Genomic DNA, 20,461 nt, shown 5'->3' with positions numbered 1-20,461 from the left:
GGCCGAGTGGTGATCTTGGGCAGAGCGGAGCCAGTGGACCCCGTGTGGACCACGAGCCCCGCGCGAGGCCCGAGGCCGGTAGGCTGTAGGCGCTCCGCCCCAGGTGGGCGGGAGCGAGGTGGGTTGCCCGAGCGGCCTAAGGGAACGGTCTTGAAAACCGTCGTGGCAGCGATGTCACCGTGGGTTCAAATCCCACCGCCTCCGCGCAGGTAGAAGCGTTGCAGGTCAGAAGGGGTGCCCCTCGTGGAGGGGCACCCCTTCTGCATGGAGACTGTCTCACCTTGATCCGGCTGTGCCACGTCGTTGATCGGTGTGTGTGGACCATGTGTGGACCAACATGTGGGGCGATCCCGGGCCGTATAGGCCGCCCGGAACGGTCGACCGTCTCCCGTGCCCGAGGCTGCCACGATCGGATTCATGGTCGGAAGCAAGCTCGCTGGTGCCTCGGCCTCGCTCCACGGGGCCTGGACGAAAGCATCTAGGCTAATGCGTCTGAACCATGATTGGTGGAGAGGTTTCCCCAAACCAGGTCACCCCGTCCTGCACCATCCGCCATTCGAAGGGGAAAATGCTCCAAGTGGCGCCAAGCCATTCGAGGGGCTTAGGAGCCGTGACCGAGAATTCGAAGGTCACTTCCTCGTCCGGCTTCACGTCATGATCCAGGGCGACTCGATTCAGACCCCAAAGGGTGTTGTCCTGTGGCTGCGATCCCAAGTGGAATTCGCTCCGTGCCGGCCAGGTGTATAGTGACGTATTCTTCATTGAAAGCGAGACCTGAGCGCTTTCTCCGGACTGCATTTCTTTTGGAGGTGGAGTTTGGCTCACGAATTCGGCGCCCGAAGTGAACAATTGAACCCGCATGTTCGCCGAATCTTTTCCATTTATCTCCGCGAAGGAGGTGTACCGTGTTGCGTTCGCTCCTGATAGTGTGGCTGTGCAGGAGTTTCCCCCTATGAACGGGTTATCCCAGTGTATGTCCAGCTGGATTCCGCCAGCGGCCCACGTGCTTGAACCCTCGCATCCTACGAAGAGTCCGCCATCGTGGCTAGCGGCTGACCACATGGTCGCCTTGTGGGGGTCGGCGTAGTGCGGCGGCAAGGTTGGGCCGTAACCGCCATGGTCCAAGTGGTCTCCGGTCATTTGCAGTGGCAGATCTGTGTTGTTGTCGAATTCGATGACAATCGAGCGCGCTGTGTTGATCGTATTGAGCTCCGCCTGGACCTTTTGAACCACATCCAGAGCGGCGCTGACGCCCTTGAATATTTCTACGACAGGCGTAGACATAATCCCACCTCGCAGCCGAGTGTAGGTGGTGCTGCGACCTGCTGGAGTTCGTTGCCGAAACTCGACTCGTCTCTCATGCTGTGACAGCCCTGCAGTGAGGTCAAGAGTTGAGGGAAACCTGAGGGGTGGTCGCCCGTTCAATGACTTGTTTTGGCTTTCAACTGATGCAGTCATGAAGCGTAATAGCGGAACGGTACTCTTCGCGAACACGAAGAAGTCCCGCTCGCCCTCAACCTTGGAGTGAGCGGGGCTGGCTGCCTGGTTGTCAGTTTGTTTCGACCGTCTCCAACGCGCGTTCTATCTGCTGGTTCGCGCGCCGCTGATTGCGGTGGATTGCCTCGGCGTAGAAGCGGAACAGGACCGCGATGCTGTGGCCTGCCCGGCGTGCGACTTCTGCCGGGGAGACGCCTGAGTCAAGCCAGAGTGAGACGCCAGCGTGACGCAGGGAGTACGGCACGTCAGCCAGAGGGGAAGCCGCTTCATGTTCGGTCAGCACTGCGAGTCGAGCCACCCTCCAAGCCTCCCCGTACTCCTTGGACAGCAGGCCGCCGCCCTGAACCGCGCGGAACAGCCGGCCGTCTTCGGCGGTACCGAACTCCTTGATGTGCTCGCGGACCAGGCGCACGAGCACTGGGGGAATCGGCACGGGCCGGGTAGGCGGGGCTGTCAGGCAGGAAGCCCGAGGCGAAGATCCGCGGGTCAGGGGCCGGGGTCCCCGGCCACGGCCACGGCCAGGGAGATCACCAGGACGCTGACGACGAGGACGTACAGAAGGACGGCGAGCTCCTGACGCCAGCCCCACGGGGCACGTTCGGTCAGGCGCGCTCCAGGCTGGAGGGATCCTCCACCACCCACTCCACCCCACCGCCCTCCGGCCGGGCGAAGACCGCGTTCTGGATGACCACCCGGGTCTTCGGGTCCTCGAACTCGCCGATGAACTGCACGATGCCGGTGCGGCCTTTGAGCGGATCGTGGATGCGGGTGCCTTCACTGACCCAACCCGGGATGCTCTGGCGCTGGCGAAGGCGGCTCTTGGGGGACACGGCACCTCTCCTCGGTCTTGGGTGGGCACTGCACTCCGGGGATGCAGCGGGCCGCAGGTGCGACGTGAGGAAGGCCCTTCGGCCCGCTGCGAGGGGGGAGACCGCCTTTCCGGGCGGCTGTGACCAGTCAACTGCCGTCAGCGTTTGGACGGATGGGCCAGAAGGCATGGCCATTCCGGGGACATGGCCAGGTTTTATGGCCAGGCTGGGATCCGGGCTCTGCGGACGGCCGAGGGATGGCGATGATGACCACGAACGAGAACGACGGCGTGGAACCGATCGGGCCGCTGTTGCGGCGCCTGCGGATGGCTGGCGGGCGCACACAGGAGGAGCTGGCGGCTGATCTCTCCGCGCGGCGGGGGTACCCACTGGAGCAGGGTGCGGTGTCGCGGTGGGAGACCCACGAGCGTCTTCCGGACCCGGCTTCGCGGGCGCTGCTGTCGGCGGAGTTCGGCGTGCCGGAGGAGGAACTGCGGCGGGCCGTCACTCTCGCCCGGCGTCTGCGACGTCAGGAGAAGAAGGACGAGACCGACCAGGAGAACGATGTGTTCGACCGCCGCGGATTCATGACGGCTTCGGCCGGCGCCGGGATTGCCGTCATACAGCCCGTTTCTCTGCTTTCGTCGGGAAGGAGGATCGGGGCCGACGTCCCAAAGCAGTTGAGCCACCGCACCGCTCGGCTCCGCCGCCTGGACGACTTCGTAGGGGGCGGAGACACGTACCAGATGTATGTCCGAGAGCTGGAGGACACCATCCGGCTGGCGGACGAAGGGGTCTACAGCGAGGCGACAGGCCGGGGCCTGCGCGGAATCATCGCTGAACAGGCCCAGCTTGCGGGCTGGGTGGCGTACGACGCGGGAAACTACGAGGGCGCCCGCGGGCACTACATGACGGCCTTAGCCGCGTCGCGGGCCGCAGAGGACACCGCCCTGGAAGGCAACTCGCTGGCGTTCCTGGCCTACCTGGAGTGGACGGTGGGTGGTGGCTCTGGGATCAGGTTCGCCACCGCCGCGTACGAAGTACTCGGTGCGGGGACGGCGCCCGTGGTGCGGGCACTGCTGTCGGACCGGCTGGCGTGGCAGCACGCGACTGCGGGGAACGACCGGGAGGCGGACTACGCCTTGGGCGCTGCCGAAGAGGCCATCCACGAGCACAGCGACGAGCCAGGTCCGGACTGGGCGTATTGGGTTGACCCCGACGAGATCGCGATCATGACGGGACGCTGCTGGGCGGAGCTGCACCGACCGCTACGGGCCATCCCGGCCTTGGAGGACGCTTTGGCCCGGTACGACGACACCCGGGCCCGGGACAAGGCGCTGTACCTGTCATGGCTGGCATCGGCGTACCTGGACGCGGGAGAGGTCGAGCACTCGACCGCGGTCACGGCGCGGGTGTTCGACCTCTCCGAGGGACTGGCGTCGATCAGACCGATGGCGCGGGCCCGTCTGATGGCCAAGCGGTTGGAGCCCCACCGGTCCCTCGCCCCGGTCGGTGCGCTACTGGAGCGCGCGAAGGGTTAGCGGGTGGCTCGGGTGATCCAGTCCAGGTACTCGGCACGGCCGGCGTCGATCGTGAACGCGATGACCTCTGGCGAGTCGTAGGGGTGGTTGTCCACCAGGTGCTTCTCCAGTGCCTCGCTCCGGTCACCGGTCGTACGGAACGTCACCTGGTACTCGGTGCCATCGGAAACTTCACCTAGGTGTCGGTACGTCGTCTCGATGGGTCCGGTTACCTGCCCAGAAGCGGCTAGGCTCGCTTCCACCGCCGAGCGCGACAGCTTCCGCGCAGCGTCCTGATTGTCCACGGTCGTGATTACGATCACGAAGTCAGCCATGAGGGCAACGTACCCGCCCCATGCAGCGCGCCCATATGGGGCCAGTGGACCAGGTGTGGACCGCCGGAGGCCGTGAGTGGTCCGGAGGGCGGGGAACGAGCAGGTCAGGCACGCTGAACACACCTCCCGCAGCACTCTCTTGCACCCCGTCGTGGCGGCGATGTCACCGTGGGTTCACATCCCACCGCCTCCGCAGAGGTCAGAGACCCAGCGGGTCGGAAGGGGTGCGGCTCTCCGGAGCGGTACCCCTTTCGCGTGCGGCCTGGCGCAGCTCGGACCGGCCGGGGGCGCCGCCTGTGAGGTACCGCGGCTGCCCCGAACTCTCCATGCCGACGCCGTGGGCCGGCTCGCTGCTCGTCGGGTCGTCCCGCTATTCGACGGCCGGATCCTCCTGTGTCTGCCGCAAGGCCCGCCGCACCGCCTGCTCGACCTCCTGCGGGTCGGCTCCCGTCGCTTCGGCGCGCGCGGTGATCGCCGCGTGCACCGCGTCCGAGGCCGTGCAGAAGCGGCGCCGCTGCTCGTCGTACGCGTCGCCCGTGAGGCCCGCCAGGCGGGCGCGTTCCTCTTCGGCGGTACGTTCCAGCCTGATCAGTTCGTCGGGTATGTCCGTCACGATCGGATCGTAAGAGCCATCGCGCCGCGGCGCCTGTCCAGCCGCCGGGCGGACCGTCACGGCCGGTGTCCCGTCATCCGGGCCGCGGACGCGATCGTCGCGCGGGCCTCGCGTTCCGACAGGCCGGTGTGGAGGGCAGCCTCGGTCAGGGGAGCCGTCAGGGCGGGGCCGATGCCGTTCTCGTAGGCGCGGCAGGCCGCCCAGAACAGGCGGGTGTTGCGCTGTCCCTCGTGCGCGCAGAGCACGAACTGGACCAGACCTCGGCCGTGGTCGCCGGAGGCGGGCGGGGCCGGGTGGTGGGGACGTGGCGGGGGCAGCAGGAGGCGGAGCAGGGACGGTGGGCACGGGGCGGGCGCCAGGTGGGCCGTGCCGGGCGCGGCGGTGTAGACGCCGTGGTCGGTGCGGGAGCCGGGGCCCACGAGGTAGCCGCCGGCCCCCCGGATGTCGATGCCGGGGCGAGCCGGCCGGCCGAGTTCGGTACGACGGTGTCCGGCGGGCCGGTCAGCCACAGATGGCGGCCTCCGCTGGGGGTGAGCACGACGACCGTCTCCGGGATCGTGAACAGATGGCGCAGGGCCAGCTCGCGCAGGGCGGCCGAGGAGTCGGTGCCGGACTTGGTGTCCAGGTCGACGCCGATCAGGTGGTACGGGGGCAGCCCGCAGGCCAGGCCGTAGCCGGTGGCCCAGGGCGCGGCGGCGAACAGCTCGCGGATGCGGACCGGGTCGGTGGAGGCGTCGTACACGCCGTGACCGAGGCGTCCGCACTCGCCGTGGCAGGGCGTGGGGTCCGGGTCGTCGCGGTGCGGGGAGCGCAGGGCCGGGAGTTTCGTCCGGGACAGGGGGATGACGGCCAGGCCGCGTTCGGCGGCTGACAGGGCGTGTGCGAGGGCCAGCGTCGTGGCCTGCCGGTCGGGGGTGGCCATGGCTCCATGTTCGTACGTATGTTCGAAAAAGGGAAGGGCGGCCCCCGGCGGCGCGCCGATGCGGGGCAGATCGGCCGGAAAGGTGCCGGAACGATTCACTCCATCTATCGCTTGAGTGGGGAAGCCCGCGCCGACCCGTCCTGGGGAGGAGATAGCTAAAGGTGGCGATAGGGGTTTATCGACTTGTCATCACGCTTGCGTGCGAATCAGGGTGTCCGGGGTGGTTCGCCGGGGATTCGGTGGGCAACTCTGGTTGCGCGACGTCGTTCACGACAGTCAGGGCGGTCGGCCAACCGCCCTGACGAAAGCCGTAGTTCACTGAGTGCTTGGTTCTGGAGGAACAACATGGCAAGCATCCGTACTGCCCGCGTCATCGCCGCCGTCTCCGCTCTCCCGCTCGCCGCCGCTCTCTTCGCCGGTGTCGCGTCGGCGGACAACGGCGCCATCGCGGGGGACGGATCGAACGCTGGCGTGGCGGCTGTCCTCGGTAGCGGGGTCGGCGGCAACAACCACGGGAACTCGTCCACCACGAACCAGAACGCGGTCGGCTCCGGTGCGTCGAACCAGAGCAATACCGCCCAGGTCAACGGCGCCGCGTTCACGGCCATCCGGCAGGGCAACGAGAACGTCGCCATCCACTTCACCCACCTCTGGTGAGCTTCGGGCGGGGACCCTCGTGCACGAGGGTGCTCGCGGGGTGTGCTTCGGGGTCGCAACACGTCTGCGCGGTGGCACTTCGGTGCCGCCGCGTCGGCGTTTTCCGGAAGGGGTGGAGGCGGCCCGCCTTGACACCCCGGAGTATCTGACGGACAGTCAGAAATCGTGTCCGGCCGGAACCAGGGGGTGGTGGCGTGAGCGATCAGCAGACATGCGATCAGCAGCCGTACGACGAACTGGGCGTCATCCTCAAGGAGTTCGAGGGGCGGCGGGCCGCCGTCGCCGGTGCCGGCAAGGACCCGGTGAACACACCGATGATCCGGCACTGGTGCGAGGCACTGGGCGACACCAACCCCGCCTACACCGGCCCCGAAGCCATCGCCCCGCCCACCATGCTCCAGGTCTGGACGATGGGCGGCCTGAGCGGACACCAGGGCCGTACCGGCGCCTACGACGAACTCCTCGCCCTGCTGGACGCCTCGGGCTGCACCTCCGTGGTGGCCACCGACTGCGAGCAGGAGTATCTGCGCCCCCTGCGGCCGGGCGACGAGGTCGTGTTCGACACGGTGATCGAGGAGGTCTCCGCCCGCAAGACGACCAAGCTGGGTACCGGCTACTTCGTCACGACCCGCATGGAGGTACGGGTGGACGGCGAGCCGGTGGGCACCCACCGCTTCCGCATCCTCAAGTACGCCCCCGCACCCCGGGGGCCCCGGGCCCGCCGGCCCCGCCCGGTGGTCAACCGGGACAACGCCGGCTTCTGGCAGGGGGTGGCCGAGCACCGGCTGCTCATCCAGCGTTGCAGGGCCTGCGGCACCCTGCGTCACCCCTGGCTGCCCGGCTGCAACGCCTGCGGCAGCCCGGACTGGGACACGGTGGAGGCGAGCGGCGCGGGCACGGTCCACTCGTACGTGGTGCTGCACCACCCGCCCTTCCCGGCCTTCGACCCCCCGTACGCGGTCGGCTTGATCGAACTGGCCGAGGGCGTCCGGATGGTGAGCGACGTGACCGGGGTGCCGTACGACAAGGTGCGCATCGGACTGCCGGTGCGGCTGGTGTTCCGGCGCTGCGACGAGGAGCTGACGCTGCCGGTGTTCCAGGCGGTGGACCGGTGAGGGCGGGCGAGCGGCTGCCGGCGCTGGAGATCCCGGTGACCCGCACGCTGATCGTGGCGGGCGCGATCGCCTCCCGGGACTACCAGGACGTGCACCACGACCCGGAGCTGGCCCGGCAGAAGGGCGCGCCGGACGTCTTCATGAACATCCTGACGACGAACGGCCTGGTCGGCCGGTACGTCACGGACCACTTCGGCCCGACGGCGGTGCTCCGCGCCGTCGCCATCAGGCTGGGTGCGCCCAATCATCCGGGGGACACCATGGTGCTGACCGGCAGCGTCGAGGAGGTCGACGGTGACACGGCGGTCGTCCGGGTGGTCGGCGCCAACGGGGCCGGAACGCACGTGACCGGCACGGTGACCGTGACACTCCCCGCCGAGGAGGCCGCCCCATGAGCCTGCGCACCCGGGACACCCTCGGCGGACGCGCGGCGATCGCCGGCATCGGGGCCACCGAGTTCACCAAGGACTCCGGGCGCAGTGAACTGCGCCTGGCGGCGGAGGCGGTGCGGGCCGCGCTCGACGACGCGGGACTCACCCCGGCGGACGTGGATGGCCTGGTGACGTTCACGATGGACACCAGCCCGGAGATCACCGTCGCCCAGGCGTGCGGGATGGGCGAGCTGTCCTTCTTCTCCCGGGTGCACTACGGCGGCGGGGCGGCCTGCGCCACCGTCCAGCAGGCGGCGCTCGCGGTGGCGACGGGCGTGGCCGAGGTGGTGGTCTGCTACCGGGCGTTCAACGAGCGGTCGGGCCGCCGGTTCGGCGCGGGCGTGCAGCACCGGGAGCCGTCGGCGGAGGGGGCGGCGCTCGGCTGGGTGCTGCCGTTCGGGCTGCTCACCCCGGCCTCCTGGGTGGCGATGGCGGCCCAGCGGTATCTGCACGCCCACGGGCTGACGCCGGAGGCGTTCGGGCACGTGGCCGTGGTGGACCGCGCGTACGCGGCGACCAACCCGGCCGCCTGGTTCCACGGCCGTCCGATCACCCTCGCCGACCATGCCGCGTCCCGCTGGATCGCCGAGCCGCTGCGCCTGCTGGACTGCTGTCAGGAGACCGACGGCGGACAGGCGGTCGTCGTCACCTCCCTGGAGCGGGCCCGGGACCTGGCGCACCGGCCCGCCGTGATCGCGGCGGCGGCCCAGGGCGCGGGCCGGGCACAGGAGCAGATGACCAGCTTCCAGCGGGAGGACCTGACCGGCCTGCCGGAGATGGGCGTGGTGGCCCGCCAGTTGTGGCGCACCTGCGGCCTCGGCCCGGACGACATCGACGTGGGGATCCTGTACGACCACTTCACCCCGTTCGTGCTGATGCAGCTGGAGGAGTTCGGGTTCTGCGGGAAGGGGGAGGCGGCGGACTTCGTGGCGGAGCGGCGGCTGCCGCTCAACACCCACGGGGGCCAGCTCGGGGAGGCGTACCTGCACGGTATGAACGGCATCGCGGAGGCGGTCCGCCAGCTGCGGGGCACGGCCGTCAACCAGATACCGGGGGCGGCCCGCACCCTGGTGACGGCCGGCACCGGAGTGCCGACATCGGGGCTGGTCCTGACGGCGGACGGCTGAATCCTCAGGGTCCGACCCGCAGACGGGTCGCACCCGCAGTCCACCTTCAGGAGGTGCGGCCACCCCCACCCCTACAACCTGAGGGGGACTCCGCTTCGGGACCTGCGGCCGATCCGCCACGGCACGGGCCGCTCCTAGCGTAGGGGCATGACCACACCCGTCTGCACCAGCGCCTCGGACGCCGCCGCACCCGGGCGGCAGGGCCTCCCGCACGCTCGACACCGCCCGCGCGCGGCTACCCCCGCCTACCCGTCGTTCGCGTCGTACGTGCGGGCCCGTCAGCCGGTCCTGCTGCGCACGGCGCGCTCGCTGACCGCGAACCCGAGCGATGCCGAGGACCTGCTGCAGACGGCGCTCGCCAAGACCTACGTGGCCTGGGAGCGGATCGAGGACCACCGGGCGGTCGACGGCTATGTGCGCCGGGCGCTGCTGAACACCCGGACCTCGCAGTGGCGCAAGCGCAGAGTGGACGAGTTCGCCTGCGAGGAGCTGCCCGAGCCGGAGCCCGCGCACGGCGACGACGACCCGGCCGAGCGACAGGCGCTGCACGACGCCATGTGGCGGGCGGTCCTGCGGCTGCCGGCCCGGCAGCGGGCGATGGTCGTCCTGCGGTACTACGAGGACCTCAGCGAGGCGCAGACCGCCGAGGTGCTCGGCGTGTCGGTGGGCACGGTGAAGTCGGCGGTGTCCCGCGCGCTGGGCAAGCTGCGCGAGGACCCCGACCTGGTGCTGGCCGGCTGATCGCGGTTCCTCTTCCCCGAGTGACGCACTCCCTAGTGACATACCGCGTGGTATGTGCGCAGAATCAGCGCAACCTCTACCACCGCGTAGGCAATGTCGCCCAGGAGGACTCCGTGCTGAGCACCATGCAGGACGTACCGCTGCTGATCTCCAGGATCCTGACCCACGGGGCCACGGTCCACGGATCGTCGCGGGTGACCACCTGGACCGGTGAGCCCGAGCCGCACCGGCGCACCTTCGCCGAGGTCGGGGCCCGCGCCGCCCAGCTGGCGCACGCCCTGCGGGACGAGCTGGGGGTGTCCGGCGACGACCGGGTGGCCACGCTCATGTGGAACAACGCCGAGCACGTCGAGGCGTACTTCGCGATCCCGTCCATGGGCGCGGTGCTGCACACGCTCAACCTGCGGCTGCCCGCCGAGCAGTTGGTGTGGATCGTCAACCACGCGACCGACAAGGTCGTCATCGTCAACGGCTCGCTGATCCCGCTGCTCGCACCGCTGCTGCCGAAGCTGCCGACGGTGGAGCACATCGTCGTGTCCGGGCCCGGCGACCGCGCCCCGCTGGCGGGCACCGGCGCACAGGTGCACGAGTACGAGGAACTGATCGCGGGCCGGCCCACCGCCTACGACTGGCCGGAGCTGGACGAACGCCGGGCCGCCGCCATGTGTTACACCTCCGGCACGACCGGCGACCCCAAGGGCGTGGTGTACAGCCACCGATCGATCTACCTGCATTCCATGCAGGTCAACATGGCCCAGTCGATGGGCCTGTCCGACGAGGACACCTCGCTCGTCGTCGTCCCGCAGTTCCACGTCAACGCCTGGGGCCTGCCGCACGCCACCTTCATGACCGGCGTCAGCATGCTGATGCCGGACCGCTTCCTCCAGCCGGCCCCGCTCGCCGAGATGATCGAGCGTGAGCGGCCCACCCACGCGGCGGCCGTGCCCACCATCTGGCAGGGTCTGCTCGGCGAACTCACCGCGCGCCCGCGGGACGTGTCCTGCCTCGGCCAGGTCACGATCGGCGGCTCGGCCTGCCCGCCGTCCCTGATGGAGGCGTTCGACCGGCTCGGCATGCGGGTGTGCCATGCCTGGGGCATGACGGAGACCTCCCCGCTGGGCACCGTGGCCCGGCCGCCGGCCCACGCGGTCGGCACCGACGAGGAGTTCGGATACCGCCTGACCCAGGGCCGCTTCCCGGCGGGCGTCGAGGCCCGCCTGACCGGCCCCGGCGGCGCACGCCTGCCCTGGGACGGCGACTCCGCGGGCGAGCTGGAGGTGCGCGGCCCCTGGATCGCGGGCGCCTACTACAACGGTCCCGACGCCGAACCCCTGCGGCCGGACGACAAGTTCAGCACGGACGGCTGGCTGAAGACGGGTGACGTCGGCACGATCTCCCCCGACGGCTTCCTCACCCTCACCGACCGCGCCAAGGACGTCATCAAGTCCGGTGGCGAGTGGATCTCCTCGGTCGAGCTGGAGAACGCGCTGATGTCCCACCCGGACGTCGCCGAGGCCGCCGTGGTCGCCGTACCCGACGAGAAGTGGGGCGAGCGTCCGCTGGCCACGGTCGTCCTGCGGCCGGGCTCGAGCGCCGACTTCGAGAGCCTGCGCACCTTCCTCGCCGAGGAGGGCAGGATCGCCCGCTGGCAGCTGCCCGAGCGTTGGACGGTCGTCGAGTCGGTGCCGAAGACGAGCGTGGGCAAGTTCGACAAGAAGGTGCTGCGCCGGCAGTACGCGGACGGCCAGCTGGACGTCACCCGCCTCTGACGGGGCGGGACGGCACGGGTCGTCCGCTCCCCCTCGTCCGTACGGTCCCGCGGGCCCCGCCTTCGGGCGGGCTCCGGGGCCGGCCCCGGTGTACGTGGTCTCCCGGGCCGTGCCGGGATCGGCCCCGGGGTGCGTGGCCGCCCGGAGCCGCCCCGAGCCGCGGGAAGGGCTTCCGGCCCCGCCCGGCCGGTGCCTAGTTGGTACCGATCCGGGCCAGCAGGTCCACGATCCGGCTCTGCACCTCGGTGCTGGTGGACCGCTCGGCGAGGAACAGCACCGTCTCGCCCGAGGCCAGCCGGGGCAGGTCGGCCTGGTCGACGGCGGCGGTGTAGACGACCAGCGGGGTGCGGTCGAGCAGACCGTTCGCCCGCAGCCAGTCCACGATCCCGGCCCGTCGGCGGTGCACCTGCATCAGGTCCATCACCACCAGGTTCGGCCGGAACTGCCCCGCGAGCGTCACCGCGTCGTTGTCGCTCGCGGCCCGCGCCACCTGCATCCCGCGCCGCTCCAGCGTCGAGGTCAGCGCCAACGCGATCTCCGCGTGCTCCTCGATGAGCAGCACCCGCGGCGGATGCTGCTCGCTGTCCCGGGGAGCCAGCGCCTTCAGCAGTACGGCGGGGTCGGCGCCGTACGCCGCCTCGCGCGTCGCCTGCCCCAGCCCGGCCGTCACCAGCACCGGGACCTCGGCGGCCACGGCGGCCTGGCGCAGCGACTGCAGAGCCGTCCGCGTGATGGGCCCGGTCAGCGGATCCACGAACAGCGCGGCGGGGAAGGCCGCGATCTGCGCGTCGACCTCCTCGCGCGAGTGCACGACGACCGGCCGATAGCCACGGTCGCTGAGCGCCTGCTGGGTCGTCACGTCCGGCGCGGGCCACACCAGCAGCCGGCGCGGGTTGTCCAGCGGTTCCGGGGGCAGCTCGTCGTCCAGCGGCTGCGGACGCGGGGTGTCCGCCACCTCCACGGCCCCACCGGGACCGTCCAGCGGTTCCGGCCCCTCGGCGGCGTCGGGCTCCGGGGCGCCTATGGCGTACGACCGCCCGGCACCCTCGGTGCCCGGGGCCTGTCGGGCCTGGCCACCGAGCGAGGGCTGCGGCACGGGTGCCGGACCGGCCGGCGCGGGCTGCGGCACGGGCGGCTGTCCGCCGAGAGACGGCTGCGCACCGAGCGACGGCTGCGCGGGCGCCGGGTCGGCCGGCGGATGCGGCCGGACCGCCTGGTCCGGCTTCGGCTCCGGACGGGTGGCCGGGTCAGGGGGTGTGCCCAGCTTGCGCCGCCGGCCCGAACCGCCGGGCGCGTGCGGCGGCGGCGTCGCCGTCGGCTGCTGCACCTGGGCGGCCTGCCGGGCGAACGGCACGCCCTGCCCGAGCGTGCGGACGGAGATCGCCCGCCCCTGCGTGGAGTCCGGGTCGACCGGCGCACCGCCCGCGGCCTCGGCGGGCAACGGCTGCGCGGCCCGCTTCGGCCGACCGCCGTCCGCTCCCGCGGGAAGCGGGGCGCCGGGAGCCGGTGTGCCGGCCTCCGGGGTGGCGGGGTTCGGGACCGGGGCCCCCGCACCGGCGGTGTCACCGGCACCGGGCCACTGCTGCGGGACGCCGGGCGCTGCGCCGTCACCGGTCGCCCCCGGCACGGCCGGGGTCCCCTGCGCCGGCACCTGCCCGGTCCCGGCTTCGGCGGGCAACGGCAGTGCGCCCGGGGACGCCACCGGTGTACCGGCGGGCGGGGTGCCGGGCTGCGCGGCGGCCGGGGACTGCGGAGCCGCGGGAACGGGGTGCGCGGCGGCACCCTGAATCGGTGCGGCCGGAGACTGCCGGGCGGGATCGACGGGCGCGGACCGCGCCGCGGTGCCCTGGACGGGCGTGCCCTGTACGGGCGCCCCTTGAGCGGGCGTGCCTTGCGCGGGTGTGCCCTGTACGTGCCCCCCTTGGACGTGCGCCCCTTGGACGGGGTTGCCCTGCACAGGCGTGGCCGAGGCCGGCGCCGCCGGGGCCGGAGCGGGCCGACCGGCCGTGCCCTGGGCGGGTACGGCGGTCTGACCCGCGGCTGCCGACTGCTGGGCACCGGGACCCGCCGGCCCTGCTGCCCAAGGTGCCGCGGGCGCCACGGGCCCGGCCTGGCCGGGGATGCCCCGTCCGACGGTGCCCTGCGCCGGAACGCTGTGCGCCGGGGCTTGCTGACCGGGGACCGTCGGTACGGCCGTCGCCTGCGGGAGCTGGCCGGAAGCGGCCGGCACCGGCATCTGCTGCGGTGGGGTCTGCCCGGGTGCGGTTCCGGGCGCCACCGCCTGGGCGGACTCGGCCGGCTGGGCCACGGCACGGCGCCGCCGACCGGTCGGGGCGCTGGTGGGATGAGGCTGCGGCGGGGTGTGGTCGTCGGCGTGGTCGAGCGGTACGGCATCGTGCCGGCCGTCGTCCCCTGCAACGCCCTCGACGGTCAACGGCGGCTGCGCGGGCACCTGCACCTGGCCGGGCAGCGGCCCGGCACCGGCCGGCGGACCGACGACCAGCGGCCGGCCGTCGGAGGCAGGACCCGGGCCCGGAGCGACGGACGCACCGGTGCCTGGGGCGGCGGGGACTCCGGCGCCCGGGACGGTGGGCATACCGGTACCCGGGGCGGTGGGCATACCGGCGCCCGGAACCGCGGGCATACCGGCACCTGGAACCGCGGCCGTACCCACACCCGGGGGCATCGGCAGGGCCGTAGCCGTACCCGGGCCCGCGGCCGTGCCGTTCGCCGGGTTCGCGGTCTGCGGGGACCGGTCGGCCTCGGCCGGGGGCAGGGCGAAGACCGTACGCGCGCCGCCCGCCTCCTGCGCCGCGGCACGCTCCGCCGCGGCGGCCAGCGCCCGCCGACGCCGTCCGGTCGGCTGCGCACCCTCGGCCGCGACCGCCTCGCCACCCTGTGCCGGAACCACCGGGGCACCCGGCAGCGCCTGCGGCGCGCCCGGTACCGGCTCCGCACCGGCCGCGGGCAGTGCCGGCGGCAGGGCGGCCTGCAGGGCACCGGGATCGCGGCGGGCACGTCGGCCCGTGGGCACGGGCACGCCCTGCGGCGGCACGGTGCCGCCGAGCCCCGTACCCGAGGCGGCGGCCCCCGCGCCCTGCTCGGCCGCGGTCATCACGGAGCCTTCGGTCACTCCCTCGCCGTCACCGGCGTCAGCACTGCCGGAGCCGATCTCGGCGGGCCGCCCACGGCGTCGGCCGGTCCCGCCGGACGCGCTCTCCGTGGCCCCGGCCGGGATCTCCGTACCCTCCTCGGCGGTCCCGGCGGTCCCGGCGGTCCCGGCGGTCCCGGCGGTCCCGGCGGTCCCGGCGGTCCCGGCGGTCCCGGCGGTCCCGGCGGTCCCGGCGGTCTCGGCAGGCCCGGCGGCCCGCCGTCGGCGCCGGCCGGTCGGCACGGGCGCTTCCGTCCCGTCGGCGTCACCGGTGCCGGGTGCGTCACTGTCCAGGAAGGCGTCCGTGGAGCCCCGCCGGGCCCGCCGTCGGCCGCCGACGCCCTGCTCGGCCGCCCCGGCGTCGTCCGCCACCGCCGCACCGGCGTCCGGGGCCTGCGCGGCGACCGCGCCCGCCCCGCCGCCGAGCGGCACTTCGAGCACGTAGGCGCTGCCGCTCATGCCCGGCACCTCGTGCGTCTGGAGCACACCCCCGTGGGCGCGCACGATCCCGCGCACGATCGGTTCGTGCACCGGGTCTCCCCCGGCGTACGGCCCGCGTACCTCGATCCGCGCGACCTCACCGCGCTGGGCGGCGGCGACCACGACGGTGTTGTCCAGATAACCGCCCGCCGACACGGGCGTGTTGCCGGTCGCGTCGACCCCGGCGACGTCCGCCACGAGATGCGCGAGCGCGACGGCGAGCCGCTGCGGGTCGACCTCGGCCTCGATGGGCGGCGCGTGCACGGCGAACTGCACCCGCCCCGGCCCGATGAGCTCGACGGCCCCGTCCACACCGGCGGCGACGACGGCGTCCAGCATCACCTTGGTACGGGTGATGTCCTCGCCGCCCGCGTCCAGCCGCTGATAGCCGAGGACGTTGTCGATGAGGGTGGTGATCCGCGCGTAGCCGGCCGACAGATGGTGCAGGACCTGGTTCGCCTCGGGCCACAGCTGCCCGGCGTCGTCCGCCGCCAGCGCGGACAGCTCGCGCCGCAGCTCGTCCAGCGGGCCGCGCAGCGACTGCCCGAGCAGGGTCAGCAGCTGCTCGTGCCGCCCGGCGAGGGCCTCGTACCGGTCCTTCTCCCGCTCGGCGAGCGCGGCGTACCGCTCCTCACCGGCGGCCAGCTCCTCCGCGTGCTCCTCGCGGAGTTCCTCGATCTCGGTGACGTGCTGCTGGCGCAGAGCGGTCAGATCGGAGGCGTGCTCCTCGGAGAGCCGCTCCAGTTCCTCGGCGCGCTCCTTCTCCAGCGCGTCCTTCTCCTCCGCCAGGGAGTCGAAGGGCCGCCGGTCGGTGAAGGTCATCACGGCGCCGACGAGCTGGTCCCCGTCCCGCACCGGCGCGGTGGTCAGGTCGACCGGCACCTTCTGGTCGCCCTTGGACCACAGCACCTGCCCGCGCACCCGGTGCTTGCGCCCGGAGCGCAGGGTGTCGGCGAGCGGCGACTCCTCGTACGGGAACGGCGATCCGTCGCCCCGCGAGTGCAGCACCAGCGTGTGCAGCTCCTTGCCGCCCAGCTCACCGGCCCGGTAACCCAGTATCTGAGCGGCGGCCGGGTTGACGAGCACGATCCGTCCGTCGGTGTCGGTGCCCACGACGCCCTCCGACGCCGCCCGCAGGATCATCTCGGTCTGCCGCTGCGAGCGGGCCAGCTCCGCCTCGGTGTCGACGGTCCCGGACAGATCCCGGACCACGATCATCAGCAGCTCGTCACCGGTGTAGCCGTAACCGTCGTACGCCTGCTGCCCGTTCTCCAGGTTCGCGCTGGTGACCTCGACCGGGAACTCGGTGCCGTCGGTGCGCCGGGCGACCATCCGGGTCGGCTTCGTGCGTCCCCGGGGGTCCATGTGGTCGGGCCGTCGCATGGAGCCGGGGATGAGCCGGGAGTCGAAGTGCGGCAGCAGATCGAGCAGCCCGCGCCCGACGAGCGCGGTGCCCGGTGCCTCGAACGCCTCCAACGCGATGGTGTTGGCGTTGACGACGGTTCCGTTGGCGTTGACCAGGACCAACGCGTCCGGCAGAGCGTCGAGTATGGCTGCGAGGCGAGCAGCGCCTCGGGATGGCCTGCTGCTCACGAGACGCCTTCCTCCCTGTTACCGCACCTTGCCGACCGCTCGGGCCATATTGCCAACCGGCCCGCGACGTGTCACGCGAGGGAGTCTAAAGGCTCGGGTCGTGCTCGGGGCGCCGGATGAGAGGGAGGTCCCACGAGGAAGTGACGGCGAACGCGTGACCGATGCCCCGGCTCCCCGATACCTCCGCCGGACCTTTACGGAACCGGTGCCTCCGCCAAGGGCCCCGTGCCGGCTACCCGCCCGCCCCCACCTTCGGCAGGAGGGGCACCATCCGGTCCCAGCGGTCGGTCTCGCACCCGTCACCGCGGTCGAACGAGGCGTCGACCGGGCGTCCGGCCCAGGTCCCGGTGACACGGGCGGTGGCCGGGCCGCCGTAGAACATGGTGCAGGTGGTGCCGGGGGGCACCGGCGTGAAGGGGTCCCGGCCCCAGCGCGTGTGCGCGTCGAGCGCCCGGCAGGCCCCGGCCACGTCCGGGTGGTGCCCGGCGTCGGGGTGGCAGTACACCTCGTACCTCCCGTCCCGTGCGGCGCCGGCGTGCCGGACCACGACGGTGAGGTGATCACCCCGGTCCTCGGGCCGCACGGGCGGCGGTACGGCACCGGTGGCCGAGGCGGCGGTGGTGGTGAGAGGGACAAGGGAAGCGGCGGCGGCGAGGGACGCCATGAGGAGGCGCCGCCCGGTGACCGGCAGGACAAAGACCATGGCCTGTCCAACGCCGGACCGGGCGAGATGTTGCGCCCCGCCGGGCGAAGCCCTTTGCCCTGTGACCCGAGTGCCTAGTACCGTGGGGGGCGATTGGTGACAGGGCGCTCGCCTGTGTCATCATCTGCACGCACCACTCGCGCGCTCGCGTGAGCGGTTGTGCTGGAGGCGTCGCCTAGTCCGGTCTATGGCGCCGCACTGCTAATGCGGTTTGGGCCTTAAAGCCCATCGAGGGTTCAAATCCCTCCGCCTCCGCCCCTATCCCGAAGCCCCGGTCCCCAGGACCGGGGCTTCGGCGTTCCCCGACCCCCCCCGCGCGGATCATGTCCTGCACCCCCGCTCTTCGGCGTTTTCGCAGGTCACAAGGGGTGCGGGGATCGGATTTCACATGACGGCGGCAGTCATGTAATGTTCTTCCTGTCGCCGCGAGCGGGCCGAAAGGGCCGGGAGCGGGGGCAAAACAAAAGAACAAGCACTCGTAGCTTAACGGATAGAGCATCTGACTACGGATCAGAAGGTTGCAGGTTCGAATCCTGCCGAGTGCACAGCAGACTAGAGGCCCTAAGGATCACTCCTTAGGGCCTCTGGTTTTTGCGTTGACGGCAGTGTTTGACGGCAACCGCCTCAGTCGGCGCGTAGTTCTCTGGCCGGGCACTGCTTGAAGGGGAACCTGCGCTCGGCCAGAGCGTTGTGCGTCAGACGGTCGCTGCCAGCCAGCCGATGGTTTCGGTGATGTGCTTGCCGTCGCTCTTGGCGGCACCGGCGTACACCTCGTTCAGGCGGATGAGGAAGCCCGTGTTGGTGACGTCATGGACGCGGATGCCCGGCGTCTCCGGGCCGTTGAAGGTCTGGGTCAGCGGCAAGACGACGACGTTGGAACCCGGCGGGAACGGGCTGGGGAACGTGACGCGCGTGAAGGTCGAGGTGTTACCGCCGCTCGTCTCGATCGGGTTGTCGGACCTCAGGTCGATCTTGCCGGTCTGGATGAAGCTCATGGTCGACTTCCTTCGTGTGAGGGATGCGATTGCCTGGCCGTCTCCGGCGGCTGGCGGGAGACTTGTCACCAAATCGGCCCTATATGCCAAGGTCCTGCGAACGAGTGATCGCATTTCGGACAGCAGCTGACCGTGCGCTTCCTGGCTGATCCATGGATTAAGGGCGGATAGACAGCTGCGAGGGCACCGGCCGAGCCATCGTCATCGTCCGGATCGTTGCCGTCACCCCTCAGGGCATCACTCACCCGGTCGAACGCCGAGCGCTGCGAGTCGAGCCGGACGAAGGTGCAGACGTCCATGGTCACGCGGATCGAGCTGTGGCCGAGGACTTCCGTGATCATGCGGCGTCGGCGCCCTGTCCTTGCCCTGCGCGCAGCACTGGCAGGTGACGGCCGTCTTCGCGAGAAAGGCGCGGATGTGGCGGGCGGTGAGCCGGACCAGCTTCTTCTTGCCGAATTCCGGAGTGACGTAGTGACGAACGAGGGAGTCGGCGATCGCCTACGCTGCGAGCCGGTGCCACTGTTCCGAGCTGACGGCAACGTTGACGGCAACGACGGCACACAGAGGCCGTTGATCACGACCATCAGCGATCAGCCGGGTGGGAAGGGGAGCCCCCGCCCAACCGCCTGCCCGATCCTACGGATCAGAAGGTTGCAGGTTCGAATCCTGCCGAGTGCACATAGGCAAGAGGCCCCAGAGAGATCTGGGGCCTCTTGCGTTTCAGGGGCGCACTACAGCAGCGAAGTACAGCAACCGCGTCAGCCGGCGCCGCCCATGGCATCCCACGATGAGGGCTCCCGCTGTGATCCTGGCGGGTGCGCATCGGTTCAGGGACCCTGTGGAGTGATCGCCGGGGCCTCTGGGTCTTGCTTCGGCGGCGATGTCCGGTGGCGTGCGGGCCGGTCCCGGTCTCGGGTCGGCGGGGCGCCGAGGTGCCGCCGTTGTGGTTGCCGCCCGCCGGTGATGTCCGTGCCCTGTTCACCTGATGTCCTGGCTGTGTAACAGCGGATCTTGCTCTCTGTTCCGAGCATCATGGGCGCTCATACGATCTTCACATCATCAAAGATCCCGCTCGGGGGGCATCCGGCGGGCTTCAGTGTGGGGACACCATCATGCGTATTCGCTCCTTCGTGGGCGCCCTTTGCGGCGCCGTCGCTCTTTCCGCGCTCGTCATCCCGGCGGCCCAGGCGGAGGAGAACCCCCTCACTTTCTCGAGCATCGCGATCGACAGCGGCAAGCCGCTCGTCGTCGGTACGGTCGCGCCGAAGCAGTTCCTCGTGCACTACACCGTGAACCACACCCACAAGCTCTACTCCTCCGAGGCGTTCCTGTACGCGGGTGGCCTGGACACGTGGAGCGGCGAGGCCCGGCCCGTGAGCTCGCCGTCCTGCCAGGACCTGAGCGCCACCGTCACGCGCTGCGTGCAGAAGCTGGCCATCGACCCGAAGACGCTCGTCGGCAACGGGGTAGCCGGCACCTGGCACCTCTACCTCCAGGCGGCCGACTCCGACGACAACGTGGTCGGCAAGGGCGGCCTGTACCCGACCAAGGTGCTGCGCGCCTCGACCATGGCCCAGACCGACGCCGACCCCGAGCCGGTGGTGAAGGGCAAGACCCTCACCGTCACCGGCAAGCTGACCCAGGCCGACTGGAACACCCACAAGTACGTCGGGCAGGCCGGAAAGTCGGCGGTTCTGCAGTTCCGCCCCGACGGCGGTTCCTACGCCACGGTCAAGACGGTCAAGACCGGCAGCGGCGGTGCGCTGAAGGCCACGGTGACGGCGAACACCGCCGGTGCCTGGCGCTGGTACTACGCGGGCGACTCCACCACCGGCGGAGCCACCGCCGTGGGCGACGCCGTGCTCGTCAAGTAAGCGGCACCGTCACCACCGCGAGGGCGGCAGGCTCGAACCCTGCCGAGTGCGCACAGGCCAGAGGCCCCGGAGAGGATCCGGGGCCTCTGGCCTTTCCGCCACCGAGCCAGTGGTGTCCGGCCGGCCGTC

At 71.3% G+C, this 20,461-nt stretch carries 16 protein-coding genes, 3 tRNA genes and 1 pseudogene; 11 read left to right on the top strand and 9 right to left on the bottom strand.

Annotated features, from left to right (window positions below):
- The first annotated feature begins 115 nt into the window (after positions 1-115).
- Positions 116-204 (top strand) — tRNA-Ser (locus ACIGYR_RS27060).
- Between the two features lie 279 nt (positions 205-483).
- Here ACIGYR_RS27060 and ACIGYR_RS27055 read toward each other — a convergent pair.
- The 3 genes from ACIGYR_RS27055 to ACIGYR_RS27045 form a co-directional block, all read right to left on the bottom strand.
- On the bottom strand, positions 484-1,284 hold the full coding sequence (locus tag ACIGYR_RS27055) for a hypothetical protein (RefSeq protein WP_399603831.1): 801 nt from the start codon (positions 1,282-1,284) through the stop codon (positions 484-486).
- Positions 1,285-1,549: 265 nt separating this feature from the next.
- Positions 1,550-1,915 carry a hypothetical protein gene (locus ACIGYR_RS27050; protein WP_399603834.1) on the bottom strand — a complete coding sequence of 122 codons (366 nt, stop codon included), beginning with the start codon at positions 1,913-1,915 and terminating at the stop codon, positions 1,550-1,552.
- Positions 1,916-2,099: 184 nt separating this feature from the next.
- Complete coding sequence (locus ACIGYR_RS27045) at positions 2,100-2,327, bottom strand: hypothetical protein (protein WP_399603836.1); 228 nt, start codon at positions 2,325-2,327, stop codon at positions 2,100-2,102.
- Between the two features lie 245 nt (positions 2,328-2,572).
- Between ACIGYR_RS27045 and ACIGYR_RS27040 the strand changes: the two genes are divergently transcribed.
- Positions 2,573-3,847: a helix-turn-helix domain-containing protein gene (locus ACIGYR_RS27040; protein ID WP_399603838.1), complete on the top strand. Its 1,275-nt coding sequence runs from the start codon at positions 2,573-2,575 to the stop codon at positions 3,845-3,847.
- Here the strand turns inward: ACIGYR_RS27040 and cutA are convergent.
- From cutA to ACIGYR_RS27025, 3 genes and pseudogenes are all read right to left on the bottom strand, one after another.
- Positions 3,844-4,161, bottom strand: a complete 318-nt coding sequence (cutA, locus tag ACIGYR_RS27035; RefSeq protein ID WP_399603840.1) for a divalent-cation tolerance protein CutA — start codon at positions 4,159-4,161, stop codon at positions 3,844-3,846. The genes ACIGYR_RS27040 and cutA overlap by 4 nt on opposite strands.
- Positions 4,162-4,531: 370 nt before the next feature.
- Positions 4,532-4,774 (bottom strand): hypothetical protein, encoded by a 243-nt coding sequence (locus tag ACIGYR_RS27030; protein WP_391845812.1) that lies wholly within the window; start codon positions 4,772-4,774, stop codon positions 4,532-4,534.
- Positions 4,775-4,830: 56 nt separating this feature from the next.
- A pseudogene (locus ACIGYR_RS27025) lies at positions 4,831-5,696 on the bottom strand (bifunctional DNA primase/polymerase).
- 345 nt (positions 5,697-6,041) lie between these two features.
- Between ACIGYR_RS27025 and ACIGYR_RS27020 the strand changes: the two are divergent.
- From ACIGYR_RS27020 to ACIGYR_RS26995, 6 genes are all read left to right on the top strand, one after another.
- The gene (locus tag ACIGYR_RS27020) at positions 6,042-6,353 is read left to right on the top strand and encodes a hypothetical protein (RefSeq protein ID WP_399603843.1); all 312 of its coding nucleotides are present in this window, start codon (positions 6,042-6,044) and stop codon (positions 6,351-6,353) included.
- Between the two features lie 194 nt (positions 6,354-6,547).
- Positions 6,548-7,468: a bifunctional MaoC family dehydratase N-terminal/OB-fold nucleic acid binding domain-containing protein gene (locus ACIGYR_RS27015; RefSeq protein ID WP_399603846.1), complete on the top strand. Its 921-nt coding sequence runs from the start codon at positions 6,548-6,550 to the stop codon at positions 7,466-7,468.
- Positions 7,465-7,863 (top strand): MaoC/PaaZ C-terminal domain-containing protein, encoded by a 399-nt coding sequence (locus ACIGYR_RS27010; protein WP_391845802.1) that lies wholly within the window; start codon positions 7,465-7,467, stop codon positions 7,861-7,863. Before ACIGYR_RS27015 ends, ACIGYR_RS27010 begins: the two co-directional genes overlap by 4 nt.
- Positions 7,860-9,026, top strand: a complete 1,167-nt coding sequence (locus tag ACIGYR_RS27005; RefSeq protein ID WP_391845800.1) for a lipid-transfer protein — start codon at positions 7,860-7,862, stop codon at positions 9,024-9,026. Before ACIGYR_RS27010 ends, ACIGYR_RS27005 begins: the two co-directional genes overlap by 4 nt.
- A 147-nt stretch (positions 9,027-9,173) precedes the next feature.
- Positions 9,174-9,767: a SigE family RNA polymerase sigma factor gene (locus ACIGYR_RS27000; RefSeq protein WP_399603849.1), complete on the top strand. Its 594-nt coding sequence runs from the start codon at positions 9,174-9,176 to the stop codon at positions 9,765-9,767.
- A gap of 113 nt (positions 9,768-9,880) precedes the next feature.
- Entirely contained in the window at positions 9,881-11,536 is a 1,656-nt protein-coding gene (locus ACIGYR_RS26995; RefSeq protein WP_391845796.1) for a long-chain fatty acid--CoA ligase, read from the top strand.
- A 193-nt stretch (positions 11,537-11,729) separates the two neighbouring features.
- On the opposite strand, the gene ACIGYR_RS26990 is transcribed toward ACIGYR_RS26995, so the two are convergent.
- Together ACIGYR_RS26990 and ACIGYR_RS26985 are read right to left on the bottom strand one after the other, a co-directional pair.
- Positions 11,730-16,760 carry a PAS domain-containing protein gene (locus ACIGYR_RS26990; protein WP_399603852.1) on the bottom strand — a complete coding sequence of 1,677 codons (5,031 nt, stop codon included), beginning with the start codon at positions 16,758-16,760 and terminating at the stop codon, positions 11,730-11,732.
- A gap of 232 nt (positions 16,761-16,992) precedes the next feature.
- Positions 16,993-17,463, bottom strand: coding sequence for an SSI family serine proteinase inhibitor (locus tag ACIGYR_RS26985; RefSeq protein ID WP_399603854.1), 471 nt, complete (start codon positions 17,461-17,463; stop codon positions 16,993-16,995).
- A gap of 164 nt (positions 17,464-17,627) precedes the next feature.
- Here ACIGYR_RS26985 and ACIGYR_RS26980 point away from each other — a divergent pair.
- Both ACIGYR_RS26980 and ACIGYR_RS26975 read left to right on the top strand, forming a co-directional pair.
- A tRNA-Ser gene (locus tag ACIGYR_RS26980) sits at positions 17,628-17,718 on the top strand.
- Positions 17,719-17,935: 217 nt separating this feature from the next.
- Positions 17,936-18,008, top strand: a tRNA-Arg gene (locus ACIGYR_RS26975).
- Positions 18,009-18,158: 150 nt separating this feature from the next.
- Here ACIGYR_RS26975 and ACIGYR_RS26970 read toward each other — a convergent pair.
- Positions 18,159-18,458: a hypothetical protein gene (locus ACIGYR_RS26970; RefSeq protein ID WP_399603856.1), complete on the bottom strand. Its 300-nt coding sequence runs from the start codon at positions 18,456-18,458 to the stop codon at positions 18,159-18,161.
- A 1,112-nt stretch (positions 18,459-19,570) separates the two neighbouring features.
- Between ACIGYR_RS26970 and ACIGYR_RS26965 the strand changes: the two genes are divergently transcribed.
- The gene (locus ACIGYR_RS26965; RefSeq protein ID WP_399603858.1) at positions 19,571-20,332 is read left to right on the top strand and encodes a hypothetical protein; all 762 of its coding nucleotides are present in this window, start codon (positions 19,571-19,573) and stop codon (positions 20,330-20,332) included.
- Positions 20,333-20,461: the final 129 nt, after the last annotated feature.

The organism is Streptomyces sp. NPDC053076, from assembly GCF_044546845.1.
In the GTDB taxonomy this organism is placed as follows: domain Bacteria; phylum Actinomycetota; class Actinomycetes; order Streptomycetales; family Streptomycetaceae; genus Streptomyces.
The sequence above is the reverse complement of the archived record's forward strand: the minus strand, read 5'-3'. Positions and strand labels throughout refer to the sequence as shown.